The organism is Sphingobacterium sp. UGAL515B_05 (genome assembly GCF_033097525.1).
Lineage (GTDB): Bacteria > Bacteroidota > Bacteroidia > Sphingobacteriales > Sphingobacteriaceae > Sphingobacterium.
In genome coordinates this window covers 1,523,297-1,541,783 of sequence record NZ_CP109907.1, presented here as the reverse complement: position 1 = coordinate 1,541,783, position 18,487 = coordinate 1,523,297, and the positions used below count along the sequence as shown (strand labels likewise).

Here is an 18,487-nt window from a genome sequence, read left to right as displayed (position 1 = left end):
AAAGACAGTCCCTTATTTCTTTTACTTACATTGCCTAGCTTATGAAATCCTTGCGATGAGCTGAGCAAGGATAGCTTTGTCCAGAGGTTTGGTCATAACGCCATCAAATTGATGTAGCTGCCCTTCGGGGGTCTGCATGGTTACTTGGGATTCGTCTGACGTCAGGGCAATAACTTTGCTATTCCATCCCTTTACGCTATTGTTGTCTTTGACCGTATTGAGGATATCCCAGCCGGTAGGGCCATGCATTTTGAGATCGGTGATAATAATATCCGTTCTATTTTCCTTCAGATAGGCTATTGCTGTAGATGAATCCTGATAGATTTTCACATCCTCGAAATGTTGCAATGCTTGTTTTACGAATAGATTATTGATCGGATTATCATCAATAACGACAAAGCGTAGCTCTTTTGAGAGCTTGTCCAAGCTCGTAATTTGTTTCCTATTTTTCTTTTCTTCGGTAAACGGAACGACTAATGTAAATGTTGATCCCTTGCCCTGTTGACTGCTAACACTTAACGTTCCGTTTAGCTGTTCGGCCATGAGTTTAGCAATATGTAATCCCAATCCAAAACTATTCTTGGATTTCTGATCGGTCATATAGTACTGTTCGAAAATATGTCCTTGATCTTTCGCAGAAATACCTTTTCCCGTATCGTTGACTAATATATGTAATTTGGATCCTCCTGGGTCTCTGCTGATAAAGGCTTTTACTTCTATCTGCCCCTTATCTGTATATTTAATGGCGTTGCTCAAGAGGTTTGAAACAATCTGGCGTACACGATACGTTCCGCTTTTGATTAAGATGTCGGGATCGATATCAATGTCACTGATAAGTTTCAGTCCTTTTTTGTCTGCTTGAGCCTGCTGCATTTTTATGAGGTTCGCGAGCAATTGAGTTGGCGAAAAATACTCGGCCTTAATTTCTAGTGTACCAGACTCTAGCTTACCCAGATTCAGAATATCTTCCACGGTATCATTGATCACATGGATATCTTGTGTAATGGAGTCTAATAAAATAGGGTTGACCCGATTGTTTGCCGCATTACTCTTTAGCAGATCAATAACACTGACCAAAGAATTGACCGGTGTGCGCACATCATGACTTACATTGGCCAGTATACTGGCCTTCTCTTTCGCTGTTCGCAAGGCATAATCTCTAGCGGCAGTAAGCTTGCGCTCATACACAAGTGTGTTGTAATGGTAGGACAACAAGAGTGTCACCATAATAATCATAAGAATAATAGAAGCGATCACCTGTTTGCCGAAAATGGAAGAGTTTTCTTTATAGAGTTTGAAATCTTGAATTTCCGCAGCTCTTAGTATCTCATCTTCATGGGTCTTAATGCGAAGCAAGGCCGTACTAATCGTGCTGAATAAGTTGTAATTAGATTGTAGAAGCTGTCTTTCCTTGTGTTGAAGCTCAGCAAAAGAACGGCGAATCTTACTGAAATCTTGCCGGTGAAATATTTCATTTTGCTCGATCAAACTTTGGATCTGGCTATGTATTGCCTTGATTTGGTTAACGTTGAAATTTTGTTCAAGTTTATCGGCAACAAGGGTGTCATTTTTGGCTTTGAAAATACGTGTAAAGAGTTTTTCTTTCTTTCGGACAATGGTATCCTTCTTACTTACATTGAGTGCGGTATCTCTTAATATTTTATTGACAACAGAATCTGCAAGTATCCGATTATTCCCTGGACGAATGGTTCTATTCGTTTTCGTTAAGAGTGACAGCGAGTCTTTGGCTAAAAAAATCATGTTGTCAACAGCCAGTTTGATGTGGGCAAACTCGTCGGAAAGGGTGATATTTTGTTCCAAGGATGTCTTCGTAGAGAAAGTAAGTCCCTTTTGGGAAGATAATTTAGAAAGGGAATCGATATAAAATCGTAACGTATCTAAACTATTGCTGTAATTCTTTAAATTTTCGGTACTAAAGTCCACGGTATAAGAGCGAAAGGCATTTCCGGCAGCATTATACGAGGAGAAGAGTTCGTAAAAAAGATTCGTCAATTGATTTTTAGAACTATACGCTTTATTTAAACGGGCTTCGGTCTTTTGGTACTCAATATATTGATAGGTAAATATCGACCCGATATAAACCAAGGAAAGAATCAGAAAAGCAATTAAAACTGTCCTGATAATAAATAATTTTTTACTGTTTTTCACGTTATTGTTCTTTCACCCCAATAAGTTAACTATAGCCTATTTTGTTTTGTCTGGAAGTCAAATTTAATACTAAAAAATGATATCCTCTTGGTGTGCCTGTAGCCAACGAGCTACTTTTTGAAAATCTTACACAATCGTTTGATTGAAAGTTGGAGTAGAAGGATCATTTTTTATTTTTTATTTTGCATAACGAAACCAATAAACGGTCTTTTTTTGTCTGTTTATTTAAAAATAAAAACTTAAATTTTAATGAAAACACTCCTCTGTTCAGTAGCGTTATCCCTTTTATTTGCGCAAGGGCTCCATGCGCAGTCTGGGATTGATATTATCCCCAAACCTCAGGAAATCAATATAGGAGCAGGCCAGTTTCTGTTAAATCCACAAACTACCTTAAGTTTTAAGAACTGCGATGTGAAAGATGTGTCTTTGTTTGTTGAGCAGCTGAGAAAAGTAACGCATTATCCCCTGAACATAAAGAAACAGGCGAGCAATAGCATTGAATTTAACCTAGACCCTAAATTGACAACGCCTAATGACGAAGGCTATCAGCTTGAGGTTTCCAATCGGGGAGTGGTCGTGACAGCAAAAAGCTCCCATGGGCTTTTCAATGCAACGCAATCACTGCGGCAACTTTTACCGACAGCTTTCGAGGGTAGTAACCCAACCAAAGAAATAAGCTGGAATATTCCAGCAGTGAAAATTAAAGATTATCCCCGCTATCATTGGCGTGGTTATATGAAAGATGTGAGCCGGACTTTCTTCGATGTGAAAACTGTGAAAAAGTATTTGGATGTCATGGCATTATACAAAATGAATACGTTCCATTGGCATTTGACGGATGACCAGGGCTGGCGAATCGAAATAAAGAAATATCCGAAATTGACCATGGAAAATGCGACGGTATTTCATCGAACAGAAAAACAACCTGCAGAACGCAGTGGATTTTATACACAGGAGCAGATCAAGGAAGTTGTTCAATATGCTCGAGAGCGTAATATTACGATTGTGCCCGAGATCGATGTTCCTGGACATTCATGGCCAACCATATTAGCCTATCCTGAACTTGGGGTCAACAAAAATTCCTACCCGAATCACATTTTTCCTTTTGTGTCATCTTGGGGCTATTGGGGAAATCAATTTACCCCCAATACATTGGATCCTACAAAAGAGTTTACCTATGAATTCTTGAATAATGTGTTCACTGAAATCGCTAACCTCTTTCCGGGTAGTTATATCCATTTTGGGGGGGACGAAGTCCGTCATGACTTGTGGGAAAAAGAACCACACGTGCAGGATTTTATGAAACAGCACCAGATTAGAGATGTCAAAGCACTGCAGAGCTATTTCGTTCAACGTGTTTCTGCTATCATTGTCCAAAAAGGAAAAAAACCGATCGGGTGGAATGATATTTTGGCCGATGCTGAAAACTTACCAAAGAGTACAGCGATTATGAGCTGGCTTGGTGAAGAAGCGATCAAGGAAGCAACCAAAGATGGGTTTAAAGCCGTGGCCACACCAGCATCGCATCTCTATTTTGATATTACCCAAGCCGATCGGAATGATGGTACCATGACTGATCTGGCCTATCCGCAGATAAACTCGCTGAAAAGAGTGTATGAATTTGATCCTTCTGCAGGACTTAGTCCGGCTGAGGATCAGCTTGTCCTCGGTGTTCAGGGAAATATGTGGACAGCGTTGGCCCAGGATATTAAAGACCTGAATGTGCAGAATTTTCCGCGATTGCTTGCCGTTGCTGAAATTGGATGGTCTGCTAAGTCTGCGAAAGATTATGCAGCGTTTAGCCATCGATTGGATGCCAATCTTCCAAGATTAGACTCCATGCGTATTGATTATTATCGTCCCGGGGGATATATTGCCGGATCATGGGGCCCTAATGATATCAAGGAAACGTATAGTTTTCTAACTTTTGACGTGAGCAGGAAGATTTACGATAATGGACGAGCGCAAGCTGGATTTTTCTTTGTGGAGGGGAAGAATTTTCTGGAGATCGATGCCGTACAATTGCTACAGGACGGGCAGGTCATTGCAGAGGATGGACATCATGCGCTTGCGGATAAATTTAGGGGAACCAACAAGATCAAACCTTTTTACTACAATTTTACGGTAACGAATTATAATCCCCAATCGAAATACGAAATCAAAGCCCGTGTCAGAGGTGCTGGCGGTGTGGATTCAAAAGGAAATTTTACATTTAATTTGTCTCCAAATAGGCCGTTTGATAAGATAGAAAAAAAATAAAGGGTATTACCCTTTATTTTTTACTTATTTGAGTTCGATCATCTTTTGATCTGCATTCTCTTCTTTTACTTCTTGAAGGATTGCAATTTCAATAGGTGCAATCAGGCTTAGAATAATCAATGCAATGAAAGCTACAGGGAAAATAATTCCGATGATTACAGCTAATAGCAAGGAGATATTTAAGTATTCTTGTCCATTCTTGGAGGAAACTTTTAAACGTGAGCTTTTGAAGGAATCAAAAAGATCTTGAAAAACTTTAGTAATTGTTTTACTGTTGATGCTGAATGTTGTTTTAGTTGCCATGATGTTTATTTTTTAATTTTTTTATTTCTTATTTGATGACTCAAAGATAGGAAGCAAATAGGGTGCTGAAGAGGGGCATTAGGCCAGTCTCGAGACAATCTCGGTAAACGACCCGCTTTTATCGGTTAATACTTTTTTGAAATTAGGGTAAGTGATCTGATGATCACTATAGCCGAGGGGGGATATATCCTTAAACAAAAAAACAGGGGTAGCTTTTTAGACTACCCCTGTTTTTTGTCTATTATTTTGCTAGCGTGATTATAGACCTACATGCTCTGTTTTCGATTTTGTTGGTCCCGATGGTCCCTGTTTAAACGCTGGGTCATAGTTCCATTCAATCGTGTCGGTTAATACCTTACCGTCTTTTTGGATTACTTTTGCTTCTACAGTATTCTTCCCCAGTTTTAGCTTCACGTTTTCGAAGATGTAGTGTACGTTGGTCTGACCAATTTTGGCCCCTTTGATCGTTTGCCCATTGATGATCAATGTTGGCTCACCTCGGTTCGAATAAACCGTAATAGGCGTGATTTCATTACCTCTGTTGATCATACGACGCTGTGTAATATATAACACGGGTTCTTTGCTCCAATTGGCTTTGTACCAATAAAAGCCATCCTTCTTCAGTTTACGGTCAAAGGAAACCAGTCCTTTATAATTCCGTGGGTTAACGTTCAGCGCAGTAATGGGCGTGGCAAAATCGAATGTGTTCCAGACATAAGAACCTAGGAAAATTGGACTTTTGGATATCACGCCCCAATGTACTTCATGAAATTTGGTTGCATATTCTTCAGGGAAAAACGATGGATTGCTCCATTGATTTCCAAAATTTCCAACTTCTTCTGCTTGATCTTCGGGAATGGCTTCTGCACCATATTCCGAAAAGATAATCCGGTAATCTTTGAATTCTTCACTGATACGTTTTGCCCAGGAGGCGACATCATCCTCCTTATCTGATTTATCTTCCAGTTCACCATTATACCAGCCAAAGTAATGATTGATGCCTTGTACATCTGCATTATTGTTAACTGGGTGGTCGATAACATTGTAACCGCTGACAGAAACGGTATAGCGATCAGGATCTTCGGATTTAGCGAGGTCATTTAATTTGGTCGTTAGTTCGACGGTATAGGCAGTAGGAGAGTATACCTCATTGTGCATACCCCATATATAGATGGAAGGATGGTTGAAATTTTGGCGGATCAGTTCTTTCAGCTGTTGTTGTGCGTTGTTGTCTTCCAAGGTGGTTACCCGATTGACAAACGGGATTTCGGCCCAGATAACGAGACCCATGCTATCGCATTTTGAATAGAAGTACTCAGACTGTTGGTAATGTGCCAATCGGATCGATGTTGCTCCCATTTCTTTGATGATTGCTAGGTCTTCGTCGTGGTCTGCATTGCTTAGGGCCGATCCTTTACCGAGTCGATCCTGATGGCGACAAACACCATATAGCGGATATTTGATATCATTTAGGAAAAATCCTTCACCGGTTCGTAATTCAAATTTACGAAGACCAAGCGGTGCTGTTACTTCATCAATTACCTGGTTGTTCTTTTTGATTTGTGTGACCACCTTATAGAGATAGGGATCATCTAAACCTTGCCATAAATGTGGACTTTTGACTAGGATCTGTTGCGTAACGGTTTGACGGCCTTGCGGTAACAACGTGTACTGTGTACTTTGTTTGGCTTTAATCGATCCGTCTTTTTCGAAAATCGTTGTCAGCAATTCGATCGGTTGTTTCTTTCCGGACTTGTTGTCTATTTTTATTTTTACAGCAACATCGGCTGTTTTCTTGGAGACATTTTTTTGCGTGAGATAGATTCCTTTAGCTGCAAAATCATTCACCGCAATATGGATGTCTTCGGTTACAATAAGTTCGACCGGTCTATAAATACCGCCGTACATAGGGAAAAGGGTATGGTTAACAGGAATTACCTGTGGAGTAGCTTCATTGTTTACCTTCACCAAAATTTCGTTTTCTTTTCCAAATTGGAGCATATTGGTCAGTTCGAATACAAATGCAGAATAACCACCCTGATGTCTGCCCACGAAGTTATAATTTCCATTGCGTTTCGTATTGTCGTAGGTAATATCATTTTTGCCTTCTTTGGTAGGCAGGGGCTGATTGTTTACGTATACTTCTGTGTTGGTATTGACCCCTTCAAATCGGATGAAAATGCGTTTATCTTTCCAAGCTGTTTCGGGAACAAAAGATTTGCGATAATAGGCATCACCGGTATAAAAGCGCTCATTTTTTCCTAAACTACCAGACTTAATCTCTTTGGTCTGCATATCGTTTGCATTCCAGGTGTGCGGTAAATTGACAAGCTGCCATTTCCCTTCAAACAGCTGATTATAATCTAATGTCGAGGTAGAAAAAGGTCCCTTTTTGAAAGTCCAGCTGGTATTAAATGGAACTACGGTTCGCGCTTGTACGTTCAATAGCAGTATTCCAATAAAGATTAAGGTATAAAAGATCTTTTTTATCATACGGTTTTAACTTAGGGTATTGTATTTGTGTCTTCAAATTTATGTCTTCAAATATAGCTAACAAAACGACAATGACTAATTGGGCCATCAGCGTTGTTCATCCTATCTTACTTTGTTTTTAATTATAAATAATTAAAATATCTTTATTGATTGTTGTTTTTTCTTTATTCGCTTTATTGCGTCCATCCACTACAACGTTTTCGAGATTTGCGCAAACGATTGACTATACTTGGGCTACAGTAATAAATAATAAATTCTTTACCATTGCATTACAAGATAAACTGTGGGCAGAACCGATATAAACAGTTCATACGATGGATTTTCGTATTCCTTTTACATCGCGTGCTGGCTGTGGTGGGCCGATTATAGCACAAACTAGGTTTGAATAATGTAGGATCGAACCTACTTAGAAACAAATACTTTACACAAGCAGATTTAATCTGATTAGTTGAAAATAACGATAGAACGGATGAAACATAGATTAATAGGAACATTTCTTTTGGTATTCTTGACGATACAGTTTGTGGAGGCACAGGTTGCTATTATCCCACGTCCTCAGCAGCAGGAAGCGCGGAAGGGGAAACTCATCCTGGGTAGAAATATAGGCATTATAAGCGATCCTTATTTTGATCCCACGATATTGTATTTCAAGAAGCTCCTACTTGGGCGTTTCGGGATTTCGGCCTATGCTGCAACCAAGGTCGACGAAGCCCAGGTTATGGTAAGCTGGGATAAAACACTTGAACATGAGGCCTATCGTCTGCAGATAGATCCTACTCATATTCGAATTTACGCTTCAGATAAATCAGGACTTGTCAATGGAATTGCAAGTTTAGACCAATTGTTGTCCGTTGCAGCCCTAAGCGGTGATCAGCGTGAGTTGGATGCTGTTGAAATTACAGATAAAGCACAATTTACATGGCGCGGTTTTATGTTAGATGAGTCGAGACACTTCTTCGGAAAGGAAAAAGTAAAGTCATTGTTGGACTGGATGGCTTTTTATAAGTTGAACAAGTTTCACTGGCATTTGACGGATGAACCTGCGTGGCGCCTTAGTATACAACGTTACCCCTGGCTGGCTCAAATAGGGGGTATAGGCAATTATTTAGACCCCTATGCTGGAGTACAGTATTATACGCAAAATGATATCAGTGAGATTATTGCTTATGCTGATGAACGTAATATTGAGGTCATTCCTGAGATTGATATGCCTGGACATGCAACAGCGGCAAATCGCGCTTATCCGTTTTTATCGGGCGGAGGTAATGAAAAACACCCTGATTTTACTTTTCACCCAGCAAAAAATACGACATATTCATTTTTAAGTCATGTATTGCGCGAGGTAAAAGCGCTTTTTCCTTCGACTTACATTCATTTGGGCGGAGACGAAGTGGCTTTTGGTAGCGATGCCTGGAATAATGATCTACAGGTGCAGGAGTTAAAAAAGGCAGAAGGGTTGAAATCCAACAAGGAAGTGGAAGAGTATTTTATTCGACGTATGGCAGATTCCGTTGCCCGAATAAATGGAAAAATCGTTGTTTGGGATGAGATGGTAGACGCAAAACTGAACAAAGCGCAGACTGTGATGATGTGGTGGCGCCATGATAAACCCGAACAGCTCAACAAAATTTTGGATAAAGGATATCAGGCAATTCTTACACCGCGTTTACCTCTATATTTTGATTTTGTGCAGCAGGAAAACCATCGGTATGGACGGAAATGGGGCAAAGGGTTTAACCCTATCCAGAATATCTACAATTTTGCTGGCGAACAGTTGGACAGTTTAGGTGGTCGAAGAAAACAGATATTGGGTATACAGGCCAATCTATGGACTGAAACCGTGACAAATACCAATCGATTGGATTATCTCGTCTTTCCGAGAATTGCGGCATTGGCGGAAGCAGCATGGACATCTGGCAGGCAACGTAATTTTGACCAATTCACTAAAGTGTTAAAGAAACATTTAGCACTGTATCGGGAACAGGGACTCTATTACTTTGATCCATTTCAGGACAGTAATCCTGAACCGATCGTCATGAAGAAAGTACAGAAACAGTATATTGATCGTCCCGACTAGTTGCGTTTTTTGTCTTTGAATAAGTTGGACTATATAGAATCGTGGTAATAAACAATTAGATAAAATATGATAAGCTATAACAGATTGATGATGCCCTTGCTCTTGGCTGGTGCGCTATTGGCCGGGAAAACTGTTTCTGCCCAATGGACTGGGCCACGCAAAAAGGTGGAGCAAAGAATTGACGTAAAATACGGGCCTTTAACACCGGCACATCGAACCGATGAAGCGATGGAGCGTTTTCGGACATATGGTTTAGGACAGTTTATCCATTGGGGCCTTTATGCAATTCCTGGCAATGAATGGGAAGGAGTAAGTGCTCGTAAAGGTGCGGCCGCTTCCGAATGGATTCGTACCTGGAGTGGACCTACTGCACCAAAGGACTGGAAAAACACCTATGATAATTTATACAAGCAATTTAATCCCAAAGGATTTGACGCAAAGCTATGGGCTAAGCAGGCTAAAGAAATGGGGGCAAAATACCTGATTTTTACAACCAAACATCACGATGGATTTGCCTTATGGCCTTCGAAGTATACAGACTATACCATTAAGAAAAGCCCTTATAAAAAAGACATCGTCAAGCAGGTTGTAGACGCTTACACCGCTGAAGGGATAGATGTGTTTTTGTATTTTTCGATCTTAGAATGGAATAATTCAAACTATATGGGTAAGGCGCCGTCTACACCGGAAGAAAAGGCAAAATTCAATAAGTTTTTGGAGTATACCCGTAACCAATTGTTGGAGCTGCTTCAAAACTATCCGCAGATAAAAGGATTTTGGTTCGATGGTACCTGGGATCAGTCCTGGATTCAGTCCTATGACTTTACCTATAAACTGGAAAAGGAACTCCGCGAGAAACACCCGGGCCTAATCATTGGTAGTCGTTTTCGAAACGATGAATTTGGAAAGCGGCATTTCGACTCGAATGGTGATATGTTGGGAGATTATGAGCAAGGCTGGGAGCGTAAGATGCCGAAAGAATTTGAATGGCTAGAGGGGCGTGATTGGGATTGTGTCATGACGATACCACCAAATGGTTGGGGGTACATGAAAGATTGGTCGGGTATTTATACAAAGACATCCGACGATTTGATCGATATGTTGATGAATTGTGTGTCGATGAACGGGAATTTCGTGTTGAATTTTGGCCCGGATGGAAATGGTCGGATGCATCCAGGAGAGGATAAATTGGCGAAAGAGATTGGAGACTGGATCAAAACCAATGGTGAAGCTGTTTATGGTGTGAGACATGCAGGACTTGCTCCATCTAAATTGGGGTATTTTACAAAAAAAGAGGACAACCTCTATCTTACTGTCTTTAATCGACCGGTCAATAATATTGTCCGCATTGCTGTACCGAAGAATTCAGCTGAGGTTCCAGTAGAGGCTGTCTTATTGCAAAATGGTCAATCATTAGCTCTTAAACGTTCCGATATTGGTTTGGATCTTGATAAGAATACATACTATGATGTTGTTCTTCCGGCAACGTTTAGTGCAGATAAAGCTTTTGTTGTAAAAATGAAGCTTGGTAAGCCAAAAGTACAGGGTGATCAACTCATGGATGCAAAAATGTAAATTTTGGCATTCGCGCGAAGGTTTTCGCGATCTCATCGGCATTTCAAATGTATATGAGCGCTACTCCAGACCACTGGCAGTGATCGAAAAAGGCGGGATTTAAATCCCGCCTTTTTCTTTTATAGAATTGCCAACAGTTCCTGTGGATGGTGGATAATATGCTGTGCACCGTGTTGTCTCAATTCGTCTTCATCGCGAAAGCCCCAGGTAACACCAATAGCTGTTACCCCGGCATTATTGGCGGTATCCATATCCACGGATGAATCGCCTACATAAAAGCAATCCTGTTTGCTAACACCGAGTGTTTGGATACTGTCGAAGACAATATCGGGATCAGGCTTGGCGGGGCGACCTGTTCGATGCCCCAGGACGAGATCAAATGAAATATCGGGAAAGTATTCGGCCATCAAAGGTATCACCGCTTCATGGTATTTATTTGATGCTACCGAGATGAGATAGCCTAATGATTTCAGTTCTTGTAGTAGCGGTATAATGCCGGTATATGGTTTTGTGTGCGTTATGGGCTTTTGCTCATAATACACTTTAAAGGCACTGAGTAAAGTTGAGATGATATTTTCTGTCCGTGCTTCTTGCGGTAATGCGCGTTCGATAAGTTTTTGGACACCGTTGCCGACAAATTTCTTATAAGCAACAAGGGGATGGGTTGGATATCCATATTGTTCAAGAATAGCATTGCAGCTGTCCCCGAGGTCCTGTAATGTGTCTAGCAGTGTTCCGTCCAGATCAAATAGTATAAGCTTCATCTGCTAAATCTAGTAAAAATTGCGGTTGAACCATGGTATAATAATGAGATTAAATGGTAGTTTATATCTTGTGTATAATAAAAAGATTACTGAAGACCGGGGGAGATCAAAAAAATAGGAGCTCATTTATAACGAGCTCCTATCTTTAATTCCGCTTAAGAAGAGTTAATCGGATTTCATTTATATTATTTTACCAAATAGATCAATGTTGGAAAGTGGTCTGAGTAGCCATTGATAAATACTCCCCCAGAAAATGTTCGGTGCGGATAACCTTTGTTTCGGCCTTCCTGTTGCACCAAAAAATCCCGATTGAAGATTTCAGCTTTGACAAAACGTAAACCCTTGTTTTTATTGTCCAATAAAGGTCTGGAAATGATGATCTGATCAAAGAGATTCCATTGTCCCTGATAGCCCAGTGATCCAATTCCCTTATCGTAAAACTTCCACATGGTATTATATAAGCCCTGCGCAGGTACATCCTGCGGGTTTTTCTTGGCCTGCAATACTTCCCTTACACTTTTATCTTTGGGATCATCATTTAAATCGCCCATGATAATAATCTTGGCCTCGGGATTTTCACGATATAGGGAATCACAGATACCTTTGGTAATACCTGCTGCAAATTCGCGAAGTTCAGAAGATTTATTGCCATAACGCGAAGGCCAGTGATTGACAATGATATGTACCGTATCTCCAGCAATCGTACCGGATACCAATAGTTGATCTCTCGTCTTAAAGCCTGGGTTTTCCGGTAGGTTGAATGGATGAACCCTGTCATTAAAAGGCGTGAAGAATTCCGGATTGTAAAGGAACCCAACATCCACACCGCGACGGTCAGGAGAATCGTGATGAACGATCTTTAATCCCAGCTCACGGAGCTGGGGATCTCGTGTAAGATCTTCCAAAACCCGACGGTTCTCAATTTCGGCTACCCCTAGAGCGATAGGACCCAAACTAGAACTAGGTGAACCGATGGCACGAATCGCTCGTGCCATGTTTTTTATTTTTTGCTGATACTTAGCTTCTGTCCATGTATTGGCACCCTTTGGTGTAAACTCATCGTCATTGATCGTTGAATCTTTTACAGGATCGTATAGGTTCTCCAAATTGTAGAAGGCGACGGGGTATACGCGACGATTGCTCTGTGCAGAACCCAGTTTTACACCAAATAGAAGAAGAAGTAAAATACAGCTAATCTGTTGATATCTCATTTCTTATTTATTTAGTAACGATAATCGTATTGCCAGAACCGTTTCCGCCAGTTGCGCTTACGATTTTAATATTATCTAAACGGAAGCCAAAGGCATTGTCAGCGCCAGTCATTATAAATTCGACGGTACTTGTCGCTGCAGCTGTAATGTTTGGAATACTGACGGTGTAATATTTATTACGATCATCTGTTGAGTTGATCGCTACTGGTGTGCTTGGAATCGTATAAGTTGTTCCGTTGACCTTCACCTTCATGGCATTGAGGTTGGTTGCTTCACCAACATTGTAAATATTAGGAACAAGTTGGTAGCTCAATGTAAGATCCGTTTTGTTGGCCGTTTGTATTCCGGCGATTTTCAGTGTAATATCTTTGTTTGCCGGAAGCCATACCGAGGCACTGATTCCTGTCGCTGTACGAATATCTGCCGAACCACTTTCCTCGGTGTAGGTCACCGGAGCTTTCATATCGAAATCGGTGAAATCTGCAATTTTAGGACGGTTGCCACTCGGGTAGGTGCCATTTCCAAATGTCTCGTTGAAAATTGTTCCTCCGGTTTCAGGGTCAGTTGGTGTTGTTCCGGCGTCAGTTCCATCAAAGTCAATCACATCTGTTTTATCACGCAGGAAGAGCTGCCAGCCACCATTGTAACGGCCCAATATTCCGACTAATGTTCCATTCCCTTTAGGAAGGATATCTTTAGCAAAACTGGAGAAGTTACTGTTGCGGACATCCAATGTTTTGCCATTCGCATCTTTGACTACTTCGCTAACAGTCGCCGTTCCACCTGCGAAAGCATTGACACCACCGTTGTTAAAACGCACATTTTTAATGATCACCAACTTGTTGACCATCGAAGCGTCTAATTTAGAAAGATCAACTTCCAATGGCGTTAAATTGGCCGCATTTGGCCATCCGTTTACTTTGGTATGTTCTTTGAAAATTTCCCAGGCGATACGGTTGGCATTGGTTCCACTGAAACCGATCTGTAGTTCACTGCCATATTTCACCATGGACAGGCCTTTTAAGTTGATAAACACTTCCTGGCCTGCGCGGAAAGTTGTGTACATGCTATTTTGGTCGACTCCTAGATTGATGGCAGCAGTTTCATCCTGAATGTACAATTGTTTGTAGATATTGCCCGAAATGTCGTTTCCGGTCACCAGTGCTTTAATGATCAGATCCTCATCGATTACTTTTGGATCGGTAATGTTAGCATATTTTTCTTTCAATGCGGCTATCGTTGTGTTGGCATTGGGACCCTCATAGATCGGTTTAGTCAATAGAGGGGCTTCAGGATCACGCTTACAGGCTCCTGTAAATAAGATGAGTCCAATACAGATAGCCGATAGCATCGATGTATAGACAGCTTGTATATTTTTTTTGTTCATTATTGTCGAGATTAAAATCTATAGGATACATTCATAAAACAGTTGATTCCCTGCATGTAATAATATTTGGATGCAAACTTATTTGCTGCAGTAATATCCAAACGTGCATTTTCGAAACCTCCAGTTCTGATGTTTTTGTTATTTAAGACGTTATTGACCGCTAAATTGAAGTTCATTGAATTGCGATTTTTCAGGTAAAGAATTTTACCGATTGATAGATCGACTGTTGCGCTATTTTTGAACTTTTCTTGATCAGTAAGGATATGATAAGCATTATCGAGCTCCGGATCGTACGGATTGATGGTGCTGTAGTTAGATGCCAACTGACGAAGAGGAGCTTTCGATAGATACATATCGCCAGCGTAATTTAAATTAGCGCCAAAAAACCAGTAGTTTACGAAATAACGGACTCCTAAAGTTCCTGCGGTCTGTGGCATTCCACCAACATAGTAGTTATTGAGGTACACCATCTCGCGTTCATTATTGATCAATCCATTTTCGGAGTTTTGTGCTCCCATTGGGTTGTTGCTGTAATAGTATTCAGCCTTTGTTGCTGCGAGATCAATACTCCAATTGTTGTCAACTTTATAGGTCAATCCGAGCTCAATACCTCTATTGACCTGGTTCATATCTTTTAGTCCATGGTTGATAAAGGTACGGGCGGCATCGTTGTAGTAACTTTGTCGGCTGATGAGATCTGTAAAGTTGGTCTGAAAGACCGATAAACGACCATTTAGTTTCGGCAAGGAGAAGACATAACTGATGTCTGTAGAGAATATCTTGGCACTTTTGAGGTCTTCAAAAGTAAAGTCACTTACCCTTGGTGAGATATAAGCATCATTGGCCAATGGTGCTTTGGTCTGATAGCTAATTTTGGCGTTTAATAAATGGCGGCCATTGAATTTGTAGGTCATTCCACCCTTGAAAGCATAGTCAAAAAAATGGTGTTCTTGCCCTTTACCATAAGAATTGGTCGGGAAGCGTCCATTTTTCATGTAGCCTACGCGTTGAAAACTGGTGTAAGAAAGCTGTGTAGCGTAGAAAAAGTCGATGTTCGAATACGTGTATTCGTTTTGTAACCAAGCATTCGCAGATTTGATATTGATGTTGTAACGATATCCAAAAATATCATCTTTGCGTGCCTTAAAGTTGGGATTTAACAAGTCGTTTTGGCTCTGACCTGTATTTTGTCCAAAGTCACGTTCAGAGAATTTGTCAATATCCAGTACATATTCGGCGCCCAGTAGATCCGCTACAGTTTTATACTGTTGCGATTGGGAACCTTTGGCGCCTATACCGAGCGTCAGTTTAGCATGCTCATTGATTGTTTTGTTGAGCGTGGTATTAAAACTGCTTTCCAATAGGTCGCTATGGCGTTTCTCCAACATGTAGATGGCTGCACCATCGTTGATTTTATTTTCGAGCTTGTTGACGAGGTATAAATTGTCCCAGTCCACTTGCGATACTTTGGCCGATTGCCATAAGTTCGTATAGAACTGATTGGTAATGGAATCCGTAAAATAACTCGGCAAATTGCGGTAATAGTCTGGTCTAGGATCCGGCCCGTTGTACCAGTTTAATGCTGTACTGGCATACTTGCCATAGTGCAGCGATATACCTGTCGTTAGTTTTGTATTTGGATCGATTTTCCAGATATGTGAAAGGATTGCGGTAGGGTCATAAGCAGTGACGACACGCGAATTCCTGATTTTTCCGTCTTGGTAGCCCCAATTGGGGTTGTATAGGTTGTTGTCGAGGAGGTCATAAGCTTCCTGAAAAGAACCCGATTGTTGGCCACGCTCTACCGGTGAACCAAAGGTGACCAATGATAAACTATGTTTACCTTGCTGGAATTGTTTTTCGATGGAAAGTGCGTAGGAGAAGTTTTTGTAAAATGTACCTTCAATATTTCCTTTATCCGCATAGCGACCACCGAGTAAGCCTGTAAATGCCCAGCCGTTGTCCATTAGTCCCGTTGAATAGCTCAGCATACCCCGGCTATAATAATTGCGGTTGGTGTATGTGGCTGTTGCTTTTGCTCCTTTGGCGAAAGCGCTGGCGCGCATATTGATATTTTCGGAACCGCCGATGGAGCCGAATGTAAAGGTCGAGGCGTCCATAGCATTGTCTTGGTCTCCATTTCGGGTCAAATCATTGATGGCACCGATGGAAGCATAGTTGAAGACTCCGCGCAATTGGTCGTTGAAGTGTACGCCGTTGATGTATTTTTGTTCGTAGCGGTTGTTGTATCCGCGGAGGCGAAAACGGAATTGAGAGAGCTGATAACCAATTTTGTTGACGTATACGTCGTTAGAAAGGATAATCTTGGCAGCAATGTTTTGGTCGAAAGATTCGTTGTCATCATCCAATAGATCATCGGCGGCCATGCTCAACTGTACCATATTATCATTGTCGGTACTTGGAAGGACGTAGATGTCGTCCATTTTGAGAAGGCCAGAGGCAGGGATCTGAACGGTAATTTTGACCTCCTGGATGTTACCACCTGTGATCAGGATAGTTTCCTCACCCGAGTTTAACTTCGGTAGACTGAAGTTCCCTTTGGAATCGGTGACGACCGACTTTTGATTTTTCTCAAAGACGAGACGTACATTGGAGAAAGGTTCTTTGCTCACCTGGTTGCGGACAATACCCTGTACATTGGCCCTTTGGGCAAATATAGGTGTACTGGCAGCAGATAAGAGGGCAAAAAGTATGTATTTTTTATACATAGCTTGAGGTTAAATAGTGAAATGTATTTAGATGACAAATGCAACACATTTTAGATGTGTTGCATTTGAGGATGTTTTTATTGTATTTATTTTAAGCCTTTTAAGACGATATTATCGATGCGAAGACCAGCTTTGTTGGTCTGGATATCTGAGAAGAAGGATAATTTTGAGTTAGCAGAAAGTGTAGTTGCAGTAGAAAGATCTACTGTTACATTAATGAATTTATTTGCATCTGCAGAAAGAATCATTTTAGATTCAGGATTGAATGTTTGACCGTTAAATATGATTGCTAGATTTTGCAGGTCGAAATCCTTTGATGTCCCAATTGCCACATCAAACGAAACTTTTAATTTACTTGATTTTTCTGTATTAATTCCTTCTATAGCCAGCTCTGAATTACCTGTAGTAGGCAACCATACGTGATTGTTTACAATAGTCCCAGTTGTTCTAATATCCGCTTTTGCATATTGATCGGAATATGTAACGGTCGTATTCGACCAGCCTTTGAAATCAGCTATTTTAAATTTTTCATCCTTACTTAATGGGGTTGTCCCGAAATCTTCTTCATACAATGTTTGTTCTACAGGATCAGTTGTACCACCATTATCTTCGTCTTTACCGATCACGTATGAACCCGAAGGTACATCGGTCCAGTCTGTAATATTCCCAGACGCCACAATAGCTGCATTGTTGCCAGCCTGTTCTTGCAAGGTGATATTGTAGCTGTATTTTTTACCGGCTTCGTAAGTTGTTGATGATGGTAAAGTCCACGTATAGGTTTCATTACCAATTTTGAATTCAACTTTTGCACCAGCAACGTTAGCTACAGGTAATAAGATGGCCTCTGCTAATGTTGACGATGTTCCGGCTGTAGTTTTTGCTTTGATCGCAGCTGGGTTAGCGCCAGCAGCCAATGTGCCAGTTGCTAGGTCGAAGTTCGCTGTAGTATTAAATCCATTGTAGGTTACCGTAAGACCTGATAGGGAACTTACACCAGTCCCAGCAGCAACAGTCAGTTCGACTTTGCTGAGTTTGTGGCCAAATTGGAGTTGCGCATTCGGTTTATTTTTGTTGGCTCCAGTTACGTTATTAGCGTATAAGAGATCAATTTTATTTTGTTGGGTTTGATCAGCTACATTAACCGGATAAATGTTGTTTGTGATTGTTGTTTGGTAAGGATAGTAGGCAATAAAATCTACATTGGAACCATCAGCTGGGTAATTGATTTCTTCCGTAGTGCTGCTTGCGTTAAAATTTCCATCTCCTTTTGTCGTTACATACTGCTTGTTGCTTGCCAATACATTGCTTAAACCACTACCGGTTTTCATGAAAACACCGATTGCATCGTTGCTTTCCCAGTTTGCGCCAGCAGCTTTTGTGGTCACTTGGTTAGAGATTGTTGACGAAAAAGTCACTGCTTTGGTGATTTCTTGTTCTGAAACAGGTGCCTTTTGGCAAGAGCTGGTTACGGCAGCTGCCGCAGTCGCTAGGAATAAAAGTTGGTTTACTTTCATAATTAA

At 40.9% G+C, this 18,487-nt stretch carries 11 protein-coding genes; 3 read left to right on the top strand and 8 right to left on the bottom strand.

All coding sequences use genetic code 11. From position 1 onward, the window contains the following. Nucleotides 1–39 precede the first annotated feature (39 nt). Nucleotides 40–2,169: a hybrid sensor histidine kinase/response regulator gene (locus OK025_RS06225; protein WP_317668734.1), complete on the bottom strand. Its 2,130-nt coding sequence runs from the start codon at nucleotides 2,167–2,169 to the stop codon at nucleotides 40–42. A 249-nt stretch (nucleotides 2,170–2,418) separates the two neighbouring features. Between OK025_RS06225 and OK025_RS06220 the strand changes: the two genes are divergently transcribed. Beyond that, nucleotides 2,419–4,428, top strand: a complete 2,010-nt coding sequence (locus tag OK025_RS06220) for a beta-N-acetylhexosaminidase (protein WP_317668733.1) — start codon at nucleotides 2,419–2,421, stop codon at nucleotides 4,426–4,428. 24 nt (nucleotides 4,429–4,452) lie between these two features. Here OK025_RS06220 and OK025_RS06215 read toward each other — a convergent pair whose 3' ends face one another. Further along, on the bottom strand, nucleotides 4,453–4,731 hold the full coding sequence (locus tag OK025_RS06215; protein WP_201670012.1) for a DUF4342 domain-containing protein: 279 nt from the start codon (nucleotides 4,729–4,731) through the stop codon (nucleotides 4,453–4,455). A 258-nt stretch (nucleotides 4,732–4,989) separates the two neighbouring features. After that, nucleotides 4,990–7,224, bottom strand: coding sequence for a glycoside hydrolase family 2 protein (locus tag OK025_RS06210; protein ID WP_317668732.1), 2,235 nt, complete (start codon nucleotides 7,222–7,224; stop codon nucleotides 4,990–4,992). A 469-nt stretch (nucleotides 7,225–7,693) separates the two neighbouring features. On the opposite strand from OK025_RS06210, the gene OK025_RS06205 reads away from it, so the two are divergent. Next, nucleotides 7,694–9,301: a beta-N-acetylhexosaminidase gene (locus OK025_RS06205; RefSeq protein ID WP_317668731.1), complete on the top strand. Its 1,608-nt coding sequence runs from the start codon at nucleotides 7,694–7,696 to the stop codon at nucleotides 9,299–9,301. A gap of 66 nt (nucleotides 9,302–9,367) precedes the next feature. Then, entirely contained in the window at nucleotides 9,368–10,876 is a 1,509-nt protein-coding gene (locus OK025_RS06200; protein ID WP_317668730.1) for an alpha-L-fucosidase, read from the top strand. Nucleotides 10,877–10,995: 119 nt separating this feature from the next. Here the strand turns inward: OK025_RS06200 and OK025_RS06195 are convergent, their stop codons facing one another. The 5 genes from OK025_RS06195 to OK025_RS06175 all read right to left on the bottom strand — a co-directional run bounded on the left by OK025_RS06195 (nucleotide 10,996) and on the right by OK025_RS06175 (nucleotide 18,481). Continuing rightward, nucleotides 10,996–11,640, bottom strand: coding sequence for an HAD family hydrolase (locus OK025_RS06195; protein WP_317668729.1), 645 nt, complete (start codon nucleotides 11,638–11,640; stop codon nucleotides 10,996–10,998). 185 nt (nucleotides 11,641–11,825) lie between these two features. Then, nucleotides 11,826–12,851, bottom strand: coding sequence for an endonuclease/exonuclease/phosphatase family protein (locus OK025_RS06190; RefSeq protein WP_317668728.1), 1,026 nt, complete (start codon nucleotides 12,849–12,851; stop codon nucleotides 11,826–11,828). Nucleotides 12,852–12,858: 7 nt separating this feature from the next. Continuing rightward, nucleotides 12,859–14,238, bottom strand: coding sequence for a DUF5689 domain-containing protein (locus OK025_RS06185; RefSeq protein WP_317668727.1), 1,380 nt, complete (start codon nucleotides 14,236–14,238; stop codon nucleotides 12,859–12,861). 11 nt (nucleotides 14,239–14,249) lie between these two features. Continuing rightward, nucleotides 14,250–16,967 carry a TonB-dependent receptor gene (locus OK025_RS06180; protein WP_317668726.1) on the bottom strand — a complete coding sequence of 906 codons (2,718 nt, stop codon included), beginning with the start codon at nucleotides 16,965–16,967 and terminating at the stop codon, nucleotides 14,250–14,252. A gap of 86 nt (nucleotides 16,968–17,053) precedes the next feature. Then, nucleotides 17,054–18,481, bottom strand: a complete 1,428-nt coding sequence (locus tag OK025_RS06175; RefSeq protein ID WP_317668725.1) for a fimbrillin family protein — start codon at nucleotides 18,479–18,481, stop codon at nucleotides 17,054–17,056. Nucleotides 18,482–18,487 lie beyond the last annotated feature (6 nt).

Bases quoted from the DNA above. Each gene is read 5' to 3' on its own strand.
- OK025_RS06220 (WP_317668733.1), top strand. From the start codon at position 2,419: ATGAAAACACTCCTCTGTTCAGTAGCGTTATCCCTTTTATTTGCGCAA.
- OK025_RS06215 (WP_201670012.1), bottom strand. From the start codon at position 4,731: ATGGCAACTAAAACAACATTCAGCATCAACAGTAAAACAATTACTAAA.
- OK025_RS06210 (WP_317668732.1), bottom strand. From the start codon at position 7,224: ATGATAAAAAAGATCTTTTATACCTTAATCTTTATTGGAATACTGCTA.
- OK025_RS06205 (WP_317668731.1), top strand. From the start codon at position 7,694: ATGAAACATAGATTAATAGGAACATTTCTTTTGGTATTCTTGACGATA.
- OK025_RS06200 (WP_317668730.1), top strand. From the start codon at position 9,368: ATGATAAGCTATAACAGATTGATGATGCCCTTGCTCTTGGCTGGTGCG.
- OK025_RS06195 (WP_317668729.1), bottom strand. From the start codon at position 11,640: ATGAAGCTTATACTATTTGATCTGGACGGAACACTGCTAGACACATTA.
- OK025_RS06190 (WP_317668728.1), bottom strand. From the start codon at position 12,851: ATGAGATATCAACAGATTAGCTGTATTTTACTTCTTCTTCTATTTGGT.
- OK025_RS06185 (WP_317668727.1), bottom strand. From the start codon at position 14,238: ATGAACAAAAAAAATATACAAGCTGTCTATACATCGATGCTATCGGCT.
- OK025_RS06180 (WP_317668726.1), bottom strand. From the start codon at position 16,967: ATGTATAAAAAATACATACTTTTTGCCCTCTTATCTGCTGCCAGTACA.
- OK025_RS06175 (WP_317668725.1), bottom strand. From the start codon at position 18,481: ATGAAAGTAAACCAACTTTTATTCCTAGCGACTGCGGCAGCTGCCGTA.